At 47.0% G+C, this 22,401-nt stretch carries 14 protein-coding genes; 9 read left to right on the top strand and 5 right to left on the bottom strand.

Annotation, left to right across the window (positions count from 1 at the left end; translation table 11 throughout):
* Positions 1 to 315: 315 nt before the first annotated feature.
* Entirely contained in the window at positions 316 to 2,715 is a 2,400-nt protein-coding gene (locus tag QZ938_RS01425; RefSeq protein WP_293346414.1) for a DUF1254 domain-containing protein, read from the bottom strand.
* 504 nt (positions 2,716 to 3,219) lie between these two features.
* Positions 3,220 to 3,612 (bottom strand): hypothetical protein, encoded by a 393-nt coding sequence (locus QZ938_RS01420; RefSeq protein WP_293346417.1) that lies wholly within the window; start codon positions 3,610 to 3,612, stop codon positions 3,220 to 3,222.
* Positions 3,613 to 3,790: 178 nt separating this feature from the next.
* Here QZ938_RS01420 and QZ938_RS01415 point away from each other — a divergent pair, with 178 nt between their 5' ends.
* The 5 genes from QZ938_RS01415 to QZ938_RS01395 all read left to right on the top strand — a co-directional run bounded on the left by QZ938_RS01415 (position 3,791) and on the right by QZ938_RS01395 (position 7,005).
* Positions 3,791 to 4,063 (top strand): hypothetical protein, encoded by a 273-nt coding sequence (locus tag QZ938_RS01415; RefSeq protein WP_293148715.1) that lies wholly within the window; start codon positions 3,791 to 3,793, stop codon positions 4,061 to 4,063.
* Between the two features lie 11 nt (positions 4,064 to 4,074).
* Positions 4,075 to 4,425: a clan AA aspartic protease gene (locus QZ938_RS01410; protein ID WP_293148713.1), complete on the top strand. Its 351-nt coding sequence runs from the start codon at positions 4,075 to 4,077 to the stop codon at positions 4,423 to 4,425.
* A gap of 152 nt (positions 4,426 to 4,577) precedes the next feature.
* Positions 4,578 to 4,814 (top strand): DUF2281 domain-containing protein, encoded by a 237-nt coding sequence (locus QZ938_RS01405; protein ID WP_293148711.1) that lies wholly within the window; start codon positions 4,578 to 4,580, stop codon positions 4,812 to 4,814.
* Positions 4,815 to 4,864: 50 nt separating this feature from the next.
* Complete coding sequence (locus QZ938_RS01400) at positions 4,865 to 5,230, top strand: PIN domain-containing protein (protein ID WP_293148709.1); 366 nt, start codon at positions 4,865 to 4,867, stop codon at positions 5,228 to 5,230.
* 374 nt (positions 5,231 to 5,604) lie between these two features.
* Positions 5,605 to 7,005 carry a GTPase gene (locus QZ938_RS01395; protein ID WP_293148707.1) on the top strand — a complete coding sequence of 467 codons (1,401 nt, stop codon included), beginning with the start codon at positions 5,605 to 5,607 and terminating at the stop codon, positions 7,003 to 7,005.
* A gap of 194 nt (positions 7,006 to 7,199) precedes the next feature.
* On the opposite strand, the gene QZ938_RS01390 is transcribed toward QZ938_RS01395, so the two are convergent.
* From QZ938_RS01390 to QZ938_RS01380, 3 genes are all read right to left on the bottom strand, one after another.
* Positions 7,200 to 14,879 (bottom strand): calcium-binding protein, encoded by a 7,680-nt coding sequence (locus QZ938_RS01390; protein WP_293346420.1) that lies wholly within the window; start codon positions 14,877 to 14,879, stop codon positions 7,200 to 7,202.
* 1,025 nt (positions 14,880 to 15,904) lie between these two features.
* The gene (locus QZ938_RS01385; RefSeq protein ID WP_293346423.1) at positions 15,905 to 16,414 is read right to left on the bottom strand and encodes a hypothetical protein; all 510 of its coding nucleotides are present in this window, start codon (positions 16,412 to 16,414) and stop codon (positions 15,905 to 15,907) included.
* Positions 16,411 to 16,920 (bottom strand): hypothetical protein, encoded by a 510-nt coding sequence (locus QZ938_RS01380; protein ID WP_293346426.1) that lies wholly within the window; start codon positions 16,918 to 16,920, stop codon positions 16,411 to 16,413. Before QZ938_RS01380 ends, QZ938_RS01385 begins: the two co-directional genes overlap by 4 nt.
* A gap of 235 nt (positions 16,921 to 17,155) precedes the next feature.
* Here QZ938_RS01380 and QZ938_RS01375 point away from each other — a divergent pair, with 235 nt between their 5' ends.
* From QZ938_RS01375 to QZ938_RS01360, 4 genes are read left to right on the top strand one after another with little or no spacing between them, the layout of a single operon-like run.
* On the top strand, positions 17,156 to 17,899 hold the full coding sequence (locus tag QZ938_RS01375) for a hypothetical protein (protein WP_293346429.1): 744 nt from the start codon (positions 17,156 to 17,158) through the stop codon (positions 17,897 to 17,899).
* A gap of 25 nt (positions 17,900 to 17,924) precedes the next feature.
* A complete protein-coding gene (locus QZ938_RS01370) occupies positions 17,925 to 19,082 on the top strand; it encodes a DUF1822 family protein (RefSeq protein WP_293363336.1) in 1,158 nt (385 codons plus the stop codon).
* A 31-nt stretch (positions 19,083 to 19,113) separates the two neighbouring features.
* The gene (locus QZ938_RS01365; protein ID WP_293346435.1) at positions 19,114 to 20,994 is read left to right on the top strand and encodes a CHAT domain-containing protein; all 1,881 of its coding nucleotides are present in this window, start codon (positions 19,114 to 19,116) and stop codon (positions 20,992 to 20,994) included.
* Positions 20,991 to 22,187 carry a hypothetical protein gene (locus QZ938_RS01360; protein WP_293346438.1) on the top strand — a complete coding sequence of 399 codons (1,197 nt, stop codon included), beginning with the start codon at positions 20,991 to 20,993 and terminating at the stop codon, positions 22,185 to 22,187. Before QZ938_RS01365 ends, QZ938_RS01360 begins: the two co-directional genes overlap by 4 nt.
* Positions 22,188 to 22,401: the final 214 nt, after the last annotated feature.

Here is a 22,401-nt window from a genome sequence, read left to right as displayed (position 1 = left end):
GATTTGGTTCGTAGTGAGGACTTTAGTCCTTGACAGAAGAAGGACTAAAGTCCTCACTACGAACCTTTTTTACTATGGTAATCGAGGGGACATGATATGACTTGTGTGCTAATTGAAAAAAATCAGGCAGGAACGATCGATCGATTCCGGTACGATCGGGAAACAGGAAGGATTGCAATGCTCGATTTGGTTCGTAGTGAGGACTTTAGTCCTTGACAGAAGAAGGACTAAAGTCCTCACTACGAACCTTTTTTATTATGGTAATCGAGGGGACATGATATGACTTGTGTGCTAACTGCGGTGGCGGTTTCTATATCACGCGCGCTGGACTCCCGGCGGCGTCCAAGTACCGTTGAGAGCCTCTTCTTCGGGCCAGTAAATACGCATTGTCAAGTTAAAATCTCCCGTGGGCGCCGGCAACCAATTCGACTGCAATGCCGCATCTGTCGGTGCATTTTGGATGTAAATATCCAGGGAACCGTCAGCATTGTACTTCAACGGATCTCGATCGCCCAAAGCATACCGATTCAAACTATTTTCTACCAACAGGCGATCGCCATCATACATAGTCACAGACCAAAAAGCTTGACTCGGTGGAAATTCTCCCGGCCCAAATCTCAGTACATATTTGTTAGCACCGTTGAGCGGCTGACCGTCGCGATCGCTGTAAGCTGTTGGGTATAGCGCATCGGCATCGAGATTCGCACCCAAACCTACCAAGCCAACGACTGCCCGCTTTAAGTATTCCGTGCCGTAGTCGCCCAAACCGCCAGAAATCGTCCAACCCTCAACAGCATCGCTTTCACCGCTAGCCGCTGTGGAAATAATTTTTTGTGCTGCGGGTACAGCCCTTTCTAAACCTCGCGCCGCTGCGAAAGATAGGGAATCCAAATCAAATGTTTGGGTTGGTGCCAAGCCAAAAGGCTTAAAAGTCTCTACCAGCGGCGCATCGGCTGCTGTCGGCGGATTGCTCTTCATCAGTTGGTTGAGCTTGGTATAGAAGCTATCTGCTGACAAGCCGGCAACTTGAACCGGCGGCGGCGGAGTTGTTCCCGGAGGAGCCGGAACAGTTGCAGGTGCGGTTGGTATATTGCCGCTGACCCAATTGCTTAAAGGTATCAAACGGTATTTGTCCTGAATTGCTGTTACATTTGGGATGTCGGCGACGCCATCGACGCGGGTGCGCCCGACGATCCAAGCTAGATTTGTGGGCGATCGCACTTCACCCAAACCGGGGGGTAAAGTTCCCTGCCAATTGGGCCCGACGATCGCAGCAGCCCCCGCCCCAGTGCCGGTTGTCCGATTTCCCGGAGAATCAAACACATTCGTCCAACCATCCAGAGTGGGCATCAGGTAATAGCGCCCCGTCATATCCGGCCTCTGCAAGACGATCGGTTCTTTGGTTAAATCCAACCAAGCCGTTGAGTAGAGAGTATCGACATTGGGCGCGACAACATCTTTGAATGATGGATTGGGAAACTGTCGCACGTGGGCGAACTCATTTACCGGCGCGCGGCCGGCTCCATCCGGTGCTGCGACGGCGGTTGAGACTTCTTGGGTAGTTGCCATCAGTACGAGGGGATAGCCGTAGACATAGGCTTTGATGCCTGTCGCAAAGGCCTGCATCTCGCTGTCACGCTGGGTTTTGGCAGCAGCGGCCTCAGCTTCTGAGGCCGATCGCCGGTTGAGTGTCAATTGATAGGTAGCAGCCGGGAAAGTTGCTGAAGGTCGATCGCCCTGTTGCAGTATAGAATTACCGGTAACTTGACTGGTGGGCTGTTGCTTAACTCGCACGAAATACTCGCCGGGAGTTAGCGTTAGCGATCGAATTGACTCGGAATTGCTGTTAGTTTGTTCGGAGGATGCGATCGCTTCATCTGCTGCTAAATCTCCATCTCCATTCAAATCCTGCATCACGGCTAAGTCCACATCTGCCGAGTTTTGCCAACCGTTTAAGCTCAAATCTACAGTCGTGGCGCGATCGAGCTCGAGGCGGTAAATATCCTGGCGGTTGGCCTTGCCCAAACTACCTGTCACCTGAGTTTCACCACTTCCCCCGCCTAAATTCTGCGCCCCCACACTCACATTATCGATCGCGCTTGCCAGAGGTACGGTGCGATCGCGAATTTCTGCCGGCTTGACTCCCTCTGCTACAGCCAAAATACGGTTGTTATCCCGCAACCGCAGCACTGTGTCGTTGCCGCTAGCTTCCAGAAGCAGTCGATCGCCCGTCAAGCCATCGGTGAGTGCGATCGCATCTCCTGCCAGCGGGTTAAAATCTAGGATGCGATCGGCACCATCGACTGTGAGGACTGTTGCATCCGGTGCGATCGCAAACACATCTGCTCCCGGCCCGCCCAACAAGCGATCGCGCCCCGTTCCGCCAATCAGAACATCAGCCCCCAATCCGCCCTGCAACTCATCATCGCCCGTACCACCGCGCAGCCAATCGTCACCGCGATCGCCGATTAGCAAGTCATTTCCGCGGCTGCCCGCAAGTTCGTCGCTACCCGCACCGCCGCGAATCGTATCCGCGCCATCTTGCCCAAAAAGTCGATCGGCGCCGCGATTGCCAAAAATGCGATCGGCAACTGGCGAACCTTGAATCGTATCGTTTCCCCCCAAACCGATAACGCCTAACAAGCCGTTAGGGAGTCCGCTAACAGGAATTTGAAAGGCATCGGCTCCGGGAGTTAGGTTTAAGAAATCTACCATAGTAAAATTAATTGATGTTAGACAACAGAGAAGATGATAACAAAAGAGATCGAGGTGGCTGTATGTTGGATATATAAAATATCCAATTTTGCTTCAGTCGATAGTTAATATTCTAAGGTGTCATAGGTTTTTCCGGTAACAGATTATGTTTTGAGTGGATTTTTGGGAAATAAAATAAATTTAGTAAATTAACCGGACTAGGATCGCCGTGCTTGTCCGTGCGTTATGATACAGAACATCACGGAAAAGCAGGGCGATCGGAATTCAATATATACAGGCAATCCTTCAGGAATTCTCCTACAAATGCGATCCAACCTTAGTTTCAGAAACCGGGTTTTTTTGCCAAAACTTCGTCGCAGTCGAAAAATTTGGGGAAAACCCGGTTTCTTTGGTTGGGGTGCGTCGCTTGGTCTAAGAAACCGGGTTTCTCTGAGATTTTTCACATCCTCACCAGATTTTACGCAGAAACCCGGTTTCTGAAGCCTCACGCACCTAGTCGAAGATTTAAGCTGCCGTAGCTGCTGGTAAAGGTTCAATTTCTTCTGGCTTAGCGTGACGGCGTGGGTCATCAAAATCCCAAGCAAACAGCCAATCTGGGTCAGCGTTACCGCATCCGATCGCATATATTTGACTGTGTTTAAAATGCTGGAAAAACTCTGCACATTTTTCATCAGTCATTTGTGATTCTTCCAGTGGCAAGTCGTGAATTAGGGCGTATAGATCGAATTCGTTGCGTTCTGGATTCCATTGATAGCGCAGTTCTGGACTGTAACCGAGTTCGATTAGTTTTGTTAGAGCCTCATCAGGGGTTTGATAGTTGTCTAAGTGAACGCGGTTTAGGGAAACAACTACTTGTACGTGGTGGTATTTGGCGGGTGTTAATTGATATTGGGTCATCGGTTTTTCCTTTTTTTCTCATCACAAGTGTAATAGCTTTTTCCGGTTACATCTTATTATGGGTTAGAGCTGCTTGTCGGAAAATAAAACAATTTTACTGAATTAACCGCGCAAGGATCGCCCTGTTTGTGCGTGCGCTATAATTGAAGGATTCACAGAAAAGCCTGGGAGTCAACCTATGCAAGCAATCCTTTTAAGCCGTGAAGAAGTTGCGAAACGTGCCAAGCAATTGTATGAAAGCACCATCCGCGAAAAGGTAGAAGTGGAAGAGAACATCGGCAAGATGGTAATCATCGACATTGAGACAGGTGATTATGAAGTCGATAAAACTGGATTGCAAGCATCTCGTAACCTCAGCAAGAAGCACCCAAATGCTCGACTCTTTGGTATTCGTATTGGATATAACGTTGCTGTCTCATTTGGTGGTGTCATGGAGCGTGTATACAAGTGATTTCAGGGATTGTGACAAATAGACACGCAACAGTAACGCTGACTTTCTTGCTATCGAATGGCTCAAGCATCCCTATTGAGTTTGTGATAGATACAGGCTTCACTGGGGAATTATGTCTTCCTCTAGAAGCTGTTTTATTGATGGGCTTAACCTTTAGACACGATATTCCCGCAAATTTGGCAGATAATAGTGAAGTCTTGCTACCAATTCACGAAGCGATCGTCCTTTGGGATGGTGAAGAGCGAGAAGTCCTTGTCCTTGCGACAGGAAGGCGACCTTTACTGGGAACTGCCTTGCTGGATGAGCAAGAACTTGTTATTCAGTTTACAGAAGGTGGGTTGGTGACGATCGATGAGTTGTAGCTGTCGTCAAGGTTGCAAGTACGCGCGATCGAAGCTATTAAAATTGCGTAAGTTTACAAGATCGTGTCAGTTTTTCTTGCCGACAGGGCGATCGGAGTAAGATGCCAAAGTTGTGTTAGGAGACGATAAAGCCCACCCACTCTCTAAAAGCCATGACAGCCACCGAAAGACTCTATCAACTGATCCAAACTTTCCCAGAAAGCCAAATCAACGAAGTCCTCCACTTCGCTGAATTTCTCCAGCAAAAACAACTCGCCACTCCTCAACAGGCTATCCCTCCTGGCACCCTCACCGGACTTCGGGGCATCGCCAAACATTCTGGGTCAGCCCCTAGCGATGATGAACTGCAAACAGAATATAGCGACTATCTCACCCAAAAATACCAGTAAGCCATCCCGTGAAAATTCTCATCGATACCAACATCGTCCTGGACTGAATCTTGGAACGGGAACCCTTTGTCGAGAGTGCGATCGCCCTTTTCGAGCAAATTGAACGGGGCAACTTGGAAGGCTATATCGCCGCAACTACCATCACCAATATTTTCTACATCATCCGCAAAACCGAAGGTCGTGAAGTCGCCCTTGCTGCCATTCATCGGCTACTAACTGGACTGAGATTTTGTGCTGTCGATCGCCAAACCGTCGAAACTGCTCTGGGCCTTGGTCTGAAAGACTTTGAAGACAGCATCCAACTCGCCTGCGCGACACTCGATCGACTCGATGCGATCGTCACGCGCGATCGGAAAGACTTCATTGGTAGCAACCTCCCCATTTACTCGCCCACAGAACTCTTAAACCAGCTATAGTAGAAAAATATCTGAAAAATCCCTAACTCCGAGTATAAGGATCGTCAACCTCAAATCTCAAATCGATCGAGGTAATTTACGTAAGTTTACAAGATCGTGTCACTTTTTCTTGCCGACAGGGCGATCGGAGTGGTTTATTTTTTGAGTTAACATCAAAGCAGACAACAAGCTGTTGAGAATGTTCGGAGTTTAAACCGCAGATATGCGGGATAAGCCAACTAAAAATGTAATTGTACCGCAGATGCCGTAAAATTATAAGTTAAACCAATAATTGGTATTCAGCGAAGAATTGTATAAAAGTGCATCTTAATTAATCTTTCAGTCTTGTGTTTTAAGTCGTATGAAAAGTTTGTAAAATGGTATCGCAGAGATATATGGTGTCTATTTTTACGCAAGGTAACTATCATCCATTCATTTTTCGTAATGGTGAGCAGGCAGGGTCTCCTGAACAGCTAGTAAAAATTTGCGAACGAATTCCGCAAGATGGAATTTATTTTTTACTTCGAGAAGACTTTGAAAAATGGCTTAAATATATCAATCAAGATGATTTTGCCCAAATTGCTGTGGCCGCAAGATTGGCTTTCAAGAGTGATAAAGATCGAATCGAGCAATTTATTCGGGACTCATATGTTGTATTTAGTGAGGAAACACCTGCAACAACTCTAGGGACAGATCAGTTTTCTCAAATACAAGAGAGAGCAAAGGACAGAGGATTTTCATTTCTCTTGGTGGGAAGAACAGGTGTTGGAAAATCGAGTACGATTAATTCTTTGATGGGACGAGAGGTTGCACCCGTTGGAGAATTTGAGGCTGAGACAAAAGTTGTCAAAGCATACACTTCGCCTACAAGTGCTACGATTCCGTATGTTGTATATGATACGCCCGGATTGTGTGATGCCGATGGGAGTAATGCAAAATACCTTGAGTTGATTAACTCTAAAATCACTGAACCAATCGACTGTCTTTGGTTTGTAACTTTACTAGACGATAATCGTGTCAGGACTGATGAGATTGATACTATTCGACATACCACGACTGCTTTTGGTAAAGATATCTGGAAAAGAGCAGTGATCATTTTTACGCGAGCTGACAAAGTTGAGCCTGAGAATTTCTCTCGCTACCTTACCGAAAGAACACGCTTACTCCATGAAGAAATCGCAAGGTCGGCTGGGAAAGAGATTGCTTCAACAATTCCATCCGTAGCCGTGAGCAATAAGTTGCCTAGGACTCCCGATGGTAAGCTGTGGCTTGGTCGCTTATTCGTTAAGACATTTGTTCGGATATCAGAGGAGGGATTAGATGGTTTTTTATTTGAAATAACTAATTGGAGAGGCTTGAAGATTGATGAATCTAGGTCTAAAACAACCTCGCCTGAGGAAGATTCACAACCACGTCAGGATAAGCAGCCACGTCAGGATAACTATATTCATAGTAGTGTCCATGTACATCTCAGTGAATCTAATTCAAAAACTGCACATCGAGAACTTCCGGAAGATTTTAGTGAAGCGCGCCCTCCTGCCATCGAAGTAACTCAAGACGATATTGACGATACACCTGAGTTTGTACCTCGTGCAAAAAGTTGGTTTAGCAAAGTTGCTGAAGGCGCGGCAAAAGGGGCTGAGATTGGTGAAAAAGTTGGTTTGGCAGTTGGTACTGTTGTAGACCGATTAACGGGCAGCAATTTAGGTAAGGAAGTTGCTGCATCAGTGGGCTTCGTTGCTGGTGGAATAGTGGGTACAGCTATTGGTGCTCTAAGGGGATTGTTTGGCCGTTAACATTGCTATCTAAAATTGAACAGCTCAAATGTGAGTATTTGAATATCCAGTGATAATGAGCAATGCACCATACCCTCGATCGCGACAATAGCTAACCCGGATTTGATATTACCAACCGCAAAAACTGCAAAAAACCCGATTTCTTTAAGAAATCGGGTTTTTATCTATTCGATCGCCCTCAAGCAAATCTACAATTACTTCACGCTAGAAATGCTAGTCAAACTGCTATTCGTTAGCGGGTTAATTGGACTTGCAGCCGGAGTAATTAAAAGGCTGTTGTCCTTAGCAGCATTCGCAGTTGGGATAATTGAACTACTAACACTCGCCGCTTTCAAAGGCAGAATTGGCTGAGTTTGAGCGCTGGTGAGAGAACTCAACAAGCTCTTTGTGTCATAGATGAGGATGTCATCGTCCATGCCACTAAAACTGTTCATGGTTGGAATTGAACCACTATTCAGCAAGATGTCATTGGTGGTGGTTTTGGCAGAAGTTGCTGTTGCAGTAACTGGATTACTACCTGTTGTTAATGGTTGCAGAATCATACTTGCTGCTGCGGTAGTCGTGGTAGTTGACAGACTAATTGGTGCAGTTGCACTAGCTGAATTAGTACCTGTTGTCAATGGCAGGCTGAGACTTGCTGCTGCGGTAGTCGTGGCAGTTGACAGACTAATCGGTGCAGTAGTTGTGCTGTTTGGCAGACTAATTGATGCAGGAATAGCGCTGGACAAGCTAGCGCTAGAACCGCTTCCAAAGGATGCTAAAGTATCATCGCCATCAACTGGTTGACCAGTCAAAATGTCAATACTCAATGGTGTATTGAAAGCTGCCGGAAGCGCACCTCCGGGAGTGATGGAGACAAAGCGAGAACTGTCAACTGTTTTGGCTTGAGTATCTTTCAACCAAGCTAAATGTTCGCCGGTGCCTGCGATGCTAATCAAAGCATCGTTAGTATAATTCTCGCCACCTTGAACTATTTGCAATTGGTCAAAAGTGAGGTCTTGTGAGAGTCCGAGGTAATCCCGATCGCCCTGGAAGTAGAATACATGATCCAGTCCCGAACTTGGTGCTAGTACAAATATGTCGGAACTACTGCCTCCAATCAGCGAATCTTGACCGTTTCCGCCCTTGAGCACGTTGTTTCCTTCGCCGCCGTAAACGCTGTCATCGCCGTCGTTGCCATTAAGGCTATCGTTGCCGCTGCCACCATTTAAGAAGTCGTTGCCATTACCGCCATCGAGGGTGTCATCGCTGCTGCCGCCGTCGAGACTGTCATCGCCTTCGTTGCCCAACAGGTTGTCACTTCCGGCTTCCCCGGTTAGCAAGTCGTTGCCGCAACCGCCGTCGAGAGTGTCCTTACCAGCGCCTCCCAGCATCGTGTCGTCGTCGCATTCGCCGAACATCAAGTCGTCGCCGTTGCCTCCGCCCATGAAGTCGTTGCCCATGCCACCTGTGAGGGTGTCGTCGCCGGAGTCGCCTGTGAGGGTGTCGTCGCCGGAGTCGCCGACAACCAAGTCGTTACTCGCACCGCCGTCCATCAAGTCGGTTTCGTCGCCACCGTAGAGGGTGTCTTCTCCGACTTCGCCCAAAATCGTGTCTTGCCCTTGACTGCCAAATATCAAGTCGTTGCCGGCACCTCCGAACAGTTTGTCGTCATCGATGCTGCCGTCAATTCTGTCGTTGCCCGCGCCTCCTAATAATTGGTCGTTGCCCGTACCGCCGAACAGTTCGTCGTTGCCAGCGCCACCGTCGATGGTGTCGTAGCCGGAACCGCCGTCGATTTTGTCTTGGCCTGCTTCTCCAAAAATTAGGTCATCGTCTTCGTTACCCCAAATGTTGTCGTTGCCAGCGCCGCCGTAAATCGAGTCGTTGCCTGCTTGCGCCCAAATGTTGTCGCTGCCGTCGTTGCCGTAAATCGAGTCGCCGCCGGAACCACCGTCGATGTTGTCGTCTCCAACTTGTCCGAGGAGGGTGTCGGCTGCATCTCCGCCGTGGATTTGGTCGTTGCCGCGGCCGCCGTCGATCAAATCTCGGTCTTCGCGGCCGTAGAGTTCGTCGTCGCCGTCGTTGCCGAATACGCGGTCATTTCCGGTACCTGCATCGAGGAAGTCGTTGTCATCGTTGCCTTCGAGGCTGTCGTTGCCGGATTGACCGAAAATGCGATCGACCCCTTCACCGCCTGCTAAGGTATCGTTGTTCGCACCGCCGTCGATGTAGTCGTCGCCGCTGTTGCCGTCGGCGAAGTCGTTGCCGTCGTTTCCGAAAATTCGATCGCGCCCAGCACCTCCAGTCATGCTATCGTCGTCTGCACCGCCTTCTAAGTAGTCGTCGCCATTGTTACCAGAGAGGGTATCTTTGCCGATTTGACCGAAAAGTCGATCGCCTCCTTCGCCACCATTGAGGCTGTCATTGCCCGATTCGCCCCACAGTTGGTCGTCTCCGCTTTGTCCCAACAGCGTATCGTCGTTATCGCCGCCCCACAGTCGATCGTCATCGTCATTGCCTTCTAAGAAGTCGTTGCCTTGGCGCCCGTATAATTTGTCACTGCCATCATTGCCGGAGAGAGTGTCGTTTTCGGTGCCGCCGTCCACGAAATCGTCTTCTGTTCCGCCCGCTAGCTTATCGTTGCCCGCTTCTCCCCAAAGGGTGTCGCTATCTTCGCCGCCGTCGAGTTGGTCGTTGCCGCTACCGCCGAACAGGGTATCACTGCCGGATTCTCCCAGCAATTTGTCCGCGTCGTCTCCTCCCCAAAGAGTGTCGCTATCATCGCCGCCGAACAGGGTGTCGAGGCCGGATTGACCGTAAATTCGATCGCGCCCTTCGTTCCCCTGAAGCAAATCATTGCCGGAACCGCCATCAACCATGTCATCGCCGCTGTTGCCGATAACGGTGTCGTTGCCGACTTGTCCGAACAAACTGTCGTTATTTTCGCCGCCGTCCAGGATGTCGTTACCGTCGCCGCCTTCCAGGGTATCGTTTTCAGTACCGCCGTCGAGAGAGTCGTTGCCGAGTTCGCCAAAAAGTCGGTCTGTTCCTGAGTTGCCTTCCAGGATGTCATCGCCACCGAAGCCGTAGAGAGTGTCGCTGTCAGCTTGACCGAACAGGGTATCGTTGCCTTCGCCTGCTAACAGCGAGTCGTCGCCGGCACCGCCTTGCAATAAGTCGTTGCCAGCTTGACCGAACAGGGTGTCTTTGCCGTCGCCGCCGTAGAGGTTGTCGTTGCCTTCTGCTGCATCGAGGAAGTCGTTGCCAGATTCCCCAAATAGGTTGTCGTCACCTGCTTTGGCTAATAAAGTGTCATCGTCTTGGCCTCCCCACAGTATGTCGTTGCCACTTCCTGCGTCGAGGAAGTCTTTGCCGCGATCGCCGTAAAGGGAATCGTTACCATCTGCTGCATAGAGGATGTCGTTGCCAGATTCTCCAAACAAGTTGTCATCGCCAGCTTGGGCTAATAAAGTGTCGTCATCTTGACCGCCCCAAAGTATGTCGTTGCCACTTCCGGCGTCCAGAAAGTCTTTGCCGCGATCGCCGTAGAGACTGTCATTGCCTTCTGCTGCATAGAGGATGTCGTTGCCGCCTTCGCCAAACAAGTTGTCATCGCCAGCTTTGGCTAATAAAGTGTCCTCGCCTTCACCTCCCCAAAGTTGGTCGTTGCCAATTCCAGCATCGAGGAAGTCTTTGCCATCGCCACCGTAGAGGTTGTCGTTGCCTTCTGCTGCATCGAGGATGTCGTTGCCGCCTTCGCCGTAGAGGTTGTCGTCGCCTGCTTTGGCTAATAAAGTGTCCTCGCCTTCGCCTCCCCAAAGTCGATCGTTGCCGATTCCAGCATCGAGGAAGTCTTTGCCGTCGCCACCGTAGAGGTTGTCATTGCCTTCTGCTGCATCGAGGATGTCGTTGCCACCTTCGCCGTAGAGGTTGTCATCGCCTGCTTTGGCTAATAAAGTGTCATCGCCTTCACCTCCCCAAAGTCGATCGTTGCCAATGCCAGCATCGAGGATGTCTTTGCCGTCGCCGCCGTAGAGGTTGTCGTTGCCTTCGGCTGCATCGAGGGTGTCGTCGCCGGCTTCCCCGTAGAGGTTGTCGTCGCCTTCTTTGCCGAGGAGGATGTCGGCATCGTCGCCACCGTAAAGTTGGTCGTTGCCGAGGCCTGCATTCAGGGTGTCTTTGCCCGTACCGCCGTAGAGATAGTCGTTGCCTGTTCCGGCGTCTAGGGTGTCGTCGCCTGCATCACCTCTGAGAGTGTCGTTGCCCGCTTCGCCGATGAGAGTGTCTTTTTCGTCGCCGCCGGAGAGTTCGTCGTCGCCGGTGCCGCCATAGATTAGGTCGGTGTCTCCTTCTCCGTAGAGTTTGTCGTTTTCGCCTTCGCCGTAGATGGTGTCTTTGTCTGCGCCACCGTATACAAAATCGTCGCCAGCGCCACCGTAGAGTAGGTCTTTGCCTGTTTCGCCAAAAATCGTGTCGTTGCCTCTTCCAGCGTCTCCAGCAACGGTATCGTCATCGCTACCGGCGTAAATTAAGTCGTCGGCGTCGCCACCTCGGATGTAGTCTCGACCGGCTTCACCGTAAAGGGTGTCTCGGTCTTGATTGCCGTAGATGCTGTCGCCGCCGTCGCCGCCGTAGATTAAGTCGTTGCCGAATTCGCCGTAGAGTTTGTCGTCGCCTCCGAGTCCGTAAATGCGATCGTTCCCAGCATCGCCAGTGATAACGTTAACGCTATCGTCGCCGGTAATATTATCGTCCTGCCGAGAACCGGCAACGTTTTCAATGCCAGTAATCTTGTCTTGGTCTCCCCAACCGTCCGTAGCATCGCCTGTTTTTAAGTTGACAGTAACGCCGTTCGGGTCGCGGCGGTAGCTGAGAATATCGATGCCTTCTCCGCCGTAAAATGAGTCATTGCCGGCATTGCCAATTAATAAATCGTTGCCTTCTAATGCCCAAATTCGGTTATCTTTTTCGTTGCCAATTAAGATGTCTTCAAAGCGAGTACCGATGATGTCTTCTAAGTTTCTCAAAGCATCGGTATTGCCAAAACCATCTTTACCAGTACCAGCCGCAATTTCAAAATCCCGTTCGAGTTCGGTGTAATATTCGCTGGGATTGACATCAGTAACGAATTCTTTGAAACGTTGTTTGGTGTTCGTTTCGTAGTCGCTACTTTCGTCAATATTAACGATAACGCCCTTGGGAGAATTGATGTAATTAACGAGATCGACTCCTTCACCGCCGTCAATCAAATCGTCGCCGATTTCTCCGATTAACGAGTCATTGCCAGTACCGCCAAATAATTCGTCGTTGCCGGCGTTGCCGTTGAGAGTATCGTCGCCGGCTTGGCCTAAAAGTACGTCGTCATCGGCGCCGCCAAACAAGGTATCTTTGCCGTCGCCACCATCGATGTAATCTTGGCCTTGACTGCCGAAAAGATTGTCATCGCCAGCTTGTCCGTAAATATCATCGTCGTCAGTTCCCCCATCAATAATGTCTTGGCCGTCGCCGCCTTCTAGCCAGTCATTGTTTTCGTTGCCTTGGATGACATCGTTGCCGCCTTGTCCGTAAATTCTGTCATCTCCGGTATTGCCGACAAGGGAGTCTTGGCCGCTGCCGCCATCGATGAAATCGTCATCGGCGTTACCTTCTATGGTGTCGCTGCCATCTTGTCCGTAGAGGATATCGTTGCCTTCGTTGCCTTGGATGAAGTCGCGGCCGCTGCCACCTTCGGCGTAGTCTTCGCCGGTGTTTCCTTGGATGATGTCGTTGCCGGATTGGCCGTAGAGTTTGTCATCGCCGGTGCCTCCGATGAGGGTATCGTTGTCGCTACCACCGTCGATGATGTCATCGCCATCTTCACCGAAAAGTTGGTCGTTGCCAGCGTTGCCGTAGAGTAAGTCGGCATTTAATCCACCGTAAAGTTTGTCTTGGTCATCGCCACCATATAAAGTGTCGTTTCCGGCTTCTCCTTGTAGCAAGTCATCGCCTTTTTCGCCTCGTAAATCGTCATTTCCAGTGCCACCATTGAGGGTATCTTTGCCAGTTCCACCGTAAAGAGAATCGTTATTTTCTTCTCCTTTTAAATCATCGTCTCCTTCTTCGCCGTAGAGTTTGTCTTCACCTTGACCGCCGTACAAGGAATCATTTTCGGTGCCGCCGTAGAGAGTGTCGTTGCCCTTTTCTCCTCGGAGATCATCAGCGCCTTGTTCGCCCCGAAGTTCGTCATTGTCATCGCCGCCGTATAGGAAGTCATTATCTCGACCGCCGTAGAGAGTATCGTTGCCCTTTTCTCCTCTTAAATCGTCGCGGCCTTCATCACCTCGGAGGTCATCATTATCATCGCCTCCGTAAGCTGTGTCATTACCCGTACCACCATAGAATTTATCGTCTCCTTTTTGTCCCCAAAAAAGATCGTTTCCACCTTGGCCGTAAAAGATATCGCTGTAGTCACCGCCAGTCATTGTGTCATTGAAATTTGAGCCGCTGATGATTTCGATATTTCCCAGAGTGTCTACAGTTTTCTGGCCTTTGACAACAAAGCCATCTTCAACTTTGTAAACATCGGAACCAGCAACTTTATCAGCCCAAACTTTAATGCCAATTGGGCTGCCGGAGTAACTAGCAGTATCAGTTCCTCCTCCACCATCTAAAAAGTCGAAGCCAGAGTCACCACTTAATTTATCACTGCCATTTCCACCTTGCAAGACATCGTTGCGTAAGCCTCCTTGAATGTCGCCATCTCCTTTAATCCAGTCATCATGTTCTGTTCCGGGACGCATTGATATATTTTTACTAGGGAAATAGTACCCTTTGGGATGCAAGTCATAGAAGAACTCTTTGAGACTCTCTTTAATATCATCCCGTTGTACATAATTATTGAAGTCATGTTGACCCATGTTACCTTGAACAATTCCTTGTAACATCTGGAATAGTTTTGAAGTTTTAGTAAACAAGTCGTCTGAATTAAATTGCAATTTTGTCACTGGATCTAACGGATTGGCAATATTTTTCCCGTAAAAGCTAACAACTTTTTTGGATTGAAAGTAACTTGTTGGAGATCCAAAAGCTAAGGTTCTGACGCGAGATGGATCTATCTTTGTTCCCATCTCTATTAAACCATCTTCAAGAAAAAAGTTCCCTTGAGAGTAACCCATCAAAATCAAAGAGTTATTAGAATCTGGTAGGGTCAGTAAGTTACTGGCTGTATTTGTCCATTTACCATTTAAAGCTTGACTTTTATCGGGACTCTGATACCAGTATTGAGCTAATGACTCTTTAAAATCATCGGGTAAAGTTGCAATTAAAGTATCATAAGCAGTATCCCAAGGTTGCGGAAGAAAATTAGTAAGAAACAAGACTGCTTGACTTAATAGTTCACCACTAGCCAAAGCCTGAACAGGATTGTCAAAAAACATTTTGACCATTTCAAGAGTATCTGAAACAATGCCGAGATTTCCTTCAGGCTTTCCAGTGACAATACTTTCAAACAAATCTTGAAAAACATTATTTATCATACCTTTTAATTTAGGGTTTGATAAATCTTGGAAATACTTAAACATTGAAGTGATTGAAATGTTTTTTGAGATCTTTTCTAGAAAAAATGGTGTGGCTGCTTCAAGTATCCCGTCAATAACTTTCTTGACGACAGTTGTAACAAGGTCGCCAGTATAATCTGATTCATTGTAATAAGGTGTGTACAGAAGTGAACCTTTATGACCTCCAGTAATAGTTTCATTTCCTTTTAAGTTAAAAAGATTGTCAAGCTGATTTTTTTGAGTATCAAAAGCGTCCGGAGGTGTGAACATTCCGTTGATATAAACAACTTGACTTTTTCCGCCTTCTTTAACCAGTTGATCGTAAACTTTATCGAATTCAAAGTTAGGAGTAGCCATGATATTTATCCTCGTGTGGTAGATACAATGTGTTCTGAAAATTGACAAAGCGACTCTATCGACAAGCCCGATCGCACTTATGCACTTATGCACTCTCGAACTGTCGTAGATCCGTCATTTACCCAAACTGAAGCCTCGCGAAATGCGATGTGCGATCGGGAAGTTGCGGGCGATCGCACTTTTGAATAAATCTCAACAAGTGCGATCGAACCTCGTAATTTCCCTTACATTTACTTATCAGGGTGAGCTCGGTGTTTTTATGCAAAACTCTCAAGTTTTTTTTGAAAGTTTCGCAAACACTGCGTGTAAGTACGGAACAACGGGTGTTTTGGGGGTTTGAGGTTTGGCCTCATTGCCTTTTTGTTCTTCCTGTATATTTATCAGGGTGAACTCAGTGGTTTTATGCAAAACTCTCAACTTTTTTTTGAAAGTTTTGCGAAAACGGCGTGGAAGTACGGAACAACGGGTGTTTTCGGGGTTTGAGGTTTGGCCTCATTGCCTTTTTGTTGTTCCTGTATATCTATCAGGGTGAGCTCGGTGTTTTTATGCAAAACTCTCAAGTTTTTTTTGTAAAGTTCTGTAAATACTGGTGAAAGTACGGAATAATCGGTGTTGTAGGGATTTAAGGGCGATCGAACTTAGGCCCAGAAACCGGGTTTTTTTGCAGAAACTTCGTCGCAGTCGCAAAATCCCGTAAAAACCCGGTTTCTTTGGCGATAGTGGGTAAATCCGACGCAGGCCCAGAAACCGGGTTTCTCTGATATTTTTCGCATCCCCACCAGATTTGACGCAGAAACCCGGTTTCTCAATTCTGAGGCGCATCAAGGGCGATCGAACTCAGGCCCAGAAACCGGGTTTTTTGGCAGAAACTTCGTCGCAGTCGCAAAATTCCTTAAAAACCCGGTTTCTTTGGCGATAGTGGGTAAATCCTGACGCGCCCAGGCCCAGAAACCGGGTTTCTCTAATATTTTTTGCATCCCCACCAGATTTGACGCAGAAACCCGGTTTCTAAATCTTCACTTGTTTTACGGAGGAAATGGAGCTGATTTAGGATGAGTCCCCGCGTAGTAAACAAGCACTTTGCGTTTGTCTTCATCCGGCACATAAAATACTCGGTCTGAACCTGTTACTTCATACTCCCATGCACCTTTGTAGAGTTTACCTTTTAATGGAAAAACTCTCTTTGGTTTTCTCGTCATCGGCGCAGTACATAAATCTTGATAGCATCGGCGAGTATTCTCAGGGGCGCGTAACATTAAGGCTTCCCAATCTCGGTTTACCCGTCGGTTTTTCGCTACTACTAACCAAGGCAATGCAGCTATTTGTGCGATCGATTCTGTTTCGCTTCCTTTGGCAGATTGCTTTGTTCGCGGTGATGTCAGCGGTTCTTCAGGAGGTTCTACCAACTCTGACAGCACAGGCGCTATTGTAGCAATTTCCGCTTCGGCTTCAAGAGTTGCGGGTGATGGTGTCGGCTGTTCTTCAGGAGACATCGGGCTTTTTGAATCCTCTGGAATGGGTGCAGAATGCGTCATACAGTAGCAGATTCGGTAGTGTTTTCTGCGATCGGTTGAGTCAGTAACACCTCATCAATTTCATCGCTAAAAGCTGTTGCAAGTTCAGGGCTAGAAATTGCGATCGCACTTTGATGCCATTCATAAATCGTTGCCTCAATCCGATCCCAAGCCGCAGGTTCTGACTCCACTAAACGGTAATCTTTCTCTATTTCTGCGATTAATTCGCTGAGTTCTTCTTCGTCAAATACTTTCAGCCACCCATAGAGATTTTCTAAACCAATTTCTTCTCCCAAACGCAACCGATAAGCAGCGGCTGTTATCTCAAAGACTCTCACGGAGAAGGCGGCGGCTTTTACCAACAGCGCCATCTCATCGCGACGCAGCAACGCAAAATGCTGATCGTTGCGAGTGATGGTGACAGGCTGCGTCATCGCTAAATCCAGAATTCGACCCGACGATCGGTTCAATTCAGTGGCGGTAATTAATTCATCGCCGTACACCAGGCGGGAAGATTCACTCAGCATAGTTTTTGCGTCTCTATAGCGATCGGAAGCTTTTCAATGTATCTACCTATAATTATACGTATTTAATAAAATCTTCCGCGTTTTAACAAAAATTCACATCTAATTTAACAGCCAAATCGACCGCACAGCAAGACTTTCAACCATCTTCCGAAAAAAACTTTCAGGATTTCGCATAAAACTACCCAACTCACCCTGATAAGTAAGTGTAGGAACAAAGTTGCGGCCGCACTTCACTATGAACGATCGATCCCACCCCTCCGAGGGGGAAGACCACTCATCCGACGACTCCGATCCTGTTGGGGGCTCAGGAAAATCTCAAAATTGCGATCGCAAACTTCTCTATCAAGAGTTAGACAGCCTTGTCACCCTCATTAGGGAGGAGGCCTCGAATTCTTGGAAGCTAAAACGTTTGTTGAATCAGCTTGTGACTAAAATGAAAAACTCCGGTCTGATCTGGAAAGACAAGGTACCTTACTATGAAGATGCTTTGCAAGAACAGTGGGAGTTTTTCTATAGCAATTTGTGCGAATCCCGCACCGGCACTCAGTACGATCGCGATCGGGGTAATGTCATAACTTGGTTCAATTATTATTTGAAGCGACGGTTGCAAAATTGGGCTGTCAGGGTCGATCGAGAAAATAGCAGGAGAGACGATCGAGAACTTGTTTTAGAAGACGGAACTGCGATCGCTCGAATAGAGACTTTACCTGCGGAGGATGACAGTCATACAGTCGAATGTATTCAATTATTTGAACACGTCAAAAATTGGATCGAAACTAATCCTGATGGGATATTAAACGAGTACATTCGAGGGCGGAAAGATCTGACTTGTCAAGTTATCTTGAGAAGCAGGGTATCTGGTAAAGATTTTACCACAATAGCAACGGAGTTTGGCTGTGCTTATCCTACAATATATAGCTTTTACCGAAAGAAATGTCGGCTTCATTTGCAACAATTTCGAGAAGACAGTGGCTATTAATCATACAAGGAGTTAAAATCGGGAAATGAAGAACAATACTACTACAACCGAATCATTGCCAATGCCAATTACCCAAAAGGCAATTGCTCTAGCATGGCAATTTGCTTGCGAACACCAATACCCGCAAAAAGTAGAACAGATTTATCTGAATACTTTGGCTGTGTTGGTAGTTGCCGATTATTTAAAAATATTAGATATTGAAACTGATTTAACTCAATGCGATAGCTGGAATCCAGTAGTTCGCCTGTTTGAGAATGTGGCAGATTTATATATTAAAGGGTTGGGTAAAATTGAGTGCCGTCCAATTAAGGCCGAACACAAACAGGGAGAAAATGGCAATGAAAATTCCGCGACAAATTTACCTGAAATCTGTCGCGTCCCTCCCGAAGCTAGGGAGGAACGGCTTGGTTATATTGTAGTAGAAATTGATGAAGATGAAAAGGAAGCAAGATTGCTGGGATTTTCTCCGACGGCGGATTCAGGTGAATTAGTATTGAGAGATTTACATCCTCTGGATGACTTCTTGCTTCACCTTGAAACAATCTATGAATCTAAAGTGGATCTGCGTCAGTGGTTGGAGAATATATTTACATCGGATTGGGAGTCTGTTGAATCGATATTCGATCCGCAGCCCGAGACTGAACCGACTGAGATTGAAAATCCGGTCAAATCTAATTTACGCAAGTGGTTAAAGAATGTTGCAGAAACGAACTGGCATAAATTTGAGGAAGGCAAACAAAATTTAGAAAGTCGAATTTTTCGTGATGAAAACCCAGCTTTTGTATTCCGAAGTGGTGGAAATGCCCGATCGCAAAATACTTCACGCGGACATCAAAGCAGTATCGATATGTTTCCCGAAGCGGATATCGTGCGGGCAAAGTTGATTGATTTGGGAATGCGTTTGGGTAGGACAACTGTTGCGTTGTTGGTGGGGATTGCCGAAGATAGCGATCGCACTGTCAGAGTTCACGTTCAGTTGCATCCGGCGATCGGCGATCGTTACTTGCCAAACAATATTAAATTGTCCTTAATCTCTGATATAGGAGAAAATTTACATGAAGTAAAATCAACTGTTCAGAATAAGTGCATTTTGCTCAACGATTTTTACGTAGACCCAGAAGAAAGCTTTACTATTCGAGTAGCTTTAGATGATTTTACCATAACGGAAAATTTTGTGGTATGATATTTTGATTAACTGCAATGACATCCAATTTATGAGCAGTACAGTCATATTGGCTTTGGGATCGGGGGATTTTCAAAAAGGCTTTTCTTGCGTGACAGCGGAGTTGAAAAAACAAGGAGAAACTGTCGCTCAATATTTAGGAAGCTTGCTGCCAGCACCTGAGGTTGACGAGTTGCACAAAAGGTGGAAAGTTAGTTGTCGCGCCACCCAACATCACAGAAGCAGTTCTCGAATCAAAATCAAGCCTGCGGGCAAAACAAATATCTCTGAAGACAAGCCTAATATTATCTATGAAGGTTTGAAAAAAGAGATGAATAATTGGTTGAGTGCTGATGAGTTTTACAGAAAAATAGAGGTAAAACTCAGAACAGAAATTAGCAACCGAGACGAATTAGTTGAAATATTTTTAGAATGCAATAACTCTGAGATTTGGCAGTTGCCTTGGGATGTGTGGCAATTTCGCGAAGACTACAATAACTGTGAAATTATCGGCAGTTCCCCTGAATATGCAAAAATTCCCCAAGAGGCAATGATAGCGGGAATACCTCTAAGTTCGCGAGGCAGAATTTTGTGTGTGTTAGGCAACAGCCAGGGAATTGATGTCAGCAAAGATACAACGGAAATCACCAAATATCTGGGCGATAGCTGCGACTTACAATTTCTTCAAGAACCAAATTCTCAAGAGTTACGCAACCAGTTATTTGATGAAAAAGGCTGGCAAGTTTTATTTTATGCGGGGCACAGCGATAGCGATCTCAATGGTGCCAACGGATTGCTATATATAAATCAACAAGTTGCAGACAATACTGTCACCGTACAAGACTTTAAAGAAGGTCTAAAACGAGCTATTGTCAAAGGATTGGAATTACTAATTTTCAATTCTTGTTCGAGCATGGGTATAGCAGCAGATTTAGTCACAGAAGGTATTTCTTTGCCATCAGTGATTGTGATGCGGGCGCCAATCCCGGATTTTATTGCCCAGGAATTTGTGAAGTCTTTGTTTAGATATTTAGCCCTCAAAGAACCTTTGTTTTTAGCAGTACGAAAAGCTAAGAATGATTTACTGCGCTACGAACATCAATTTCCCGGTGCGAGTGGCATACCAATGCTTTGCCAGCATCCAACTTTTGAGGGATTAAAATTATTAGAATTAAAGTGCGATCGCCCTTTCGCTGCACCGACAGATGATGCAGCCCCGGCGAAGCGAAGCTATCCCGTAGGGAATCGCCCAAACCACCCGCAATTTACGATTCCAACTAAATTTATGCAGCGTACCAGCATCAGTTTAGCTGGTTTGGCGATCGGCTATCCACTCATCGGCCCGCATCTGGCATCTGCGATCAACACATTTGGGATGCAAAACCACCGCCACAATCAATTTTTAATCGCGAAAGCTTCATACAGTCTAGCTGCATCAATCAATCCTACTAACGGCGAGTCTTCCTATAACTTATCCGAACTTTGTAGAGAATTAAGCGATCGCAAATGCGAGCGAGAATCAATGCAAAATGCAGTCTGGCGGGGACTTCCAGAAGCTCACGCTCAAATATCCAAATCCTTCTTGCTGGAAAATAAACCTGAAGAGGTTTTAAAGGCGATCGCACTTTGCCTTCAAACTGCTAAACACGATGGAGTGAAATCAGCTTGTTTCAAGAATCGCGGCTGGCTGCGCTTCAACCAAAACCGATACGACGCAGCGGAAACCGACTTAAGAAAAGCAATATCTCTCAGCAATAAGACTCCAGAAGCTCAATGCCTTTTAGCGCAGGTACTGGAAGCTAAAGGAAAACCACAAGAAGCACTCACGCATTGGCAACAAACACTGAAATCTGCCAATTCCAGCATACCAGAACAAGATGAATGTATCCAAATGGCAAAGGAACGTTTACCAATAATAGGAAAAAGTCAATGAAAAAACAGACGACTGTTGTTATGGGTGCAAGCGCGATCGCATTTACGTTAATTGCGATCGATATTTTGCCTTATCCCCACTTCGGAATTGACGCCAATTTATCCAAAATATCCGCCAACAATCCGATAATTTCCCCAGCAATCGCAGCAACGACAAGAATACCCAACGGACAAATCCTGAATATTATCGGCGAAGTGCAGCTACAGCGTCAAGATGGCAGAAATATTAGCCCCAGTGCCGGTACGCCGATTTATCCGGGTGACAAACTGCAAACTTCACAAAACGGACAAATTACGATTCAATGTGCAGATTTAGGAATTAAGTCAATCAAAGCGGGTGAAAATCAATTAAATACCTGTTTGTTGGCTAGCGAAAAGTCGAAGGATGAGTGCAATAAAAATTTAATTCACTGTCCCGATCGCGGCGACGATCAAATTGTTTGGAACAAGGCGCCAATTCCTTATATAATTAGTCCGAGGCGGACGAAATTGTTAGGAAATAAACCAATTTTGCGCTGGAATCCGGTGGCGGGTGCGACTAGCTACAAGTTAAGTATTCTCGAAAATAAAGCGAAGTTAAATTGGGAAATGACGGTTAACGGTACTGAGGCGGTGTATCCGGGGGAACCGGCGCTGAAACCGGGTTTTAAGTACAGATTGATTGTGGAGGCGAATACGGGGGTTTCTTCGGAAAGTCCTCTCGGGGAGGGGGATACAGAGTTTCGCTTGCTGGATGAGAAGGAGGTTGAAGGGGTTAAAGAGGCTGTACGGACGATCGAGCAACAAGTACCAAATGCAGCGAGTCAGAAATTGGCTATCGCACAAGTTTATCGTAGCGCCAACTTGACTGCCGAAGCAATAGAAATCCTAGAAAGCTTACCAGCAGAGGGACTTGAGACGGCGCCCATCTACCGCACGTTGGGAGAAATGTATCAAGGGCGATCGCAACTGATGCCGCAGGCTAAATTCTACTATTTAAAGGCGATTAGTAGAGCCAAACCGGACGATATCGAAGAGCTAACCGACGCGCGTTACGGTTTGGGAGAAGTCCATTCATCTATGAGGGAGAATCTGGAAGCAATGCAGTATTTGAAGTTGGCAAAAGATGGATATCAAACTTTGGGAGATGTGCAGATGGTAGAAAAAATAGGGAAGCAGTTGCAAGATGTGCAAAGGAGGGAAGAGAGGAAATAGTAAAGCGCTGTGACGTTAATTCCGCCAGGGGTTTAAACCCCTGCCTCAAAGCGAAAGTCCTCTGAAGAGGACTGAATGGTTCATCATTATGGCACAACTTTCATACTCAATAAAGATATATAGTTTCGCCTCAGCGCCCAAGCGCAATTACATACCGAAAACCCTGTTTTTCTACAGTCCTCTTTAGAGGACTTTCGCTATAAGCCAGGGGTTT

Source organism: Microcoleus sp. CAWBG27 (genome assembly GCF_020883145.1).
Taxonomy (GTDB): Bacteria; Cyanobacteriota; Cyanobacteriia; order Cyanobacteriales; family Microcoleaceae; genus Microcoleus.
The sequence above is the reverse complement of the archived record's forward strand: the minus strand, read 5'-3'. Positions and strand labels throughout refer to the sequence as shown.

Coding starts and splice junctions, on each gene's coding strand:
- QZ938_RS01405 (WP_293148711.1), top strand. CDS start 4,578: ATGACAGCCACCGAAAGACTCTATCAACTGATCCAAACTTTCCCAGAA.
- QZ938_RS01390 (WP_293346420.1), bottom strand. CDS start 14,879: ATGGCTACTCCTAACTTTGAATTCGATAAAGTTTACGATCAACTGGTT.
- QZ938_RS01380 (WP_293346426.1), bottom strand. CDS start 16,920: ATGCTGAGTGAATCTTCCCGCCTGGTGTACGGCGATGAATTAATTACC.
- QZ938_RS01385 (WP_293346423.1), bottom strand. CDS start 16,414: ATGACGCATTCTGCACCCATTCCAGAGGATTCAAAAAGCCCGATGTCT.
- QZ938_RS01415 (WP_293148715.1), top strand. CDS start 3,791: ATGCAAGCAATCCTTTTAAGCCGTGAAGAAGTTGCGAAACGTGCCAAG.
- QZ938_RS01375 (WP_293346429.1), top strand. CDS start 17,156: ATGAACGATCGATCCCACCCCTCCGAGGGGGAAGACCACTCATCCGAC.
- QZ938_RS01360 (WP_293346438.1), top strand. CDS start 20,991: ATGAAAAAACAGACGACTGTTGTTATGGGTGCAAGCGCGATCGCATTT.
- QZ938_RS01420 (WP_293346417.1), bottom strand. CDS start 3,612: ATGACCCAATATCAATTAACACCCGCCAAATACCACCACGTACAAGTA.
- QZ938_RS01370 (WP_293363336.1), top strand. CDS start 17,925: ATGAAGAACAATACTACTACAACCGAATCATTGCCAATGCCAATTACC.
- QZ938_RS01425 (WP_293346414.1), bottom strand. CDS start 2,715: ATGGTAGATTTCTTAAACCTAACTCCCGGAGCCGATGCCTTTCAAATT.
- QZ938_RS01395 (WP_293148707.1), top strand. CDS start 5,605: ATGGTGTCTATTTTTACGCAAGGTAACTATCATCCATTCATTTTTCGT.
- QZ938_RS01365 (WP_293346435.1), top strand. CDS start 19,114: ATGAGCAGTACAGTCATATTGGCTTTGGGATCGGGGGATTTTCAAAAA.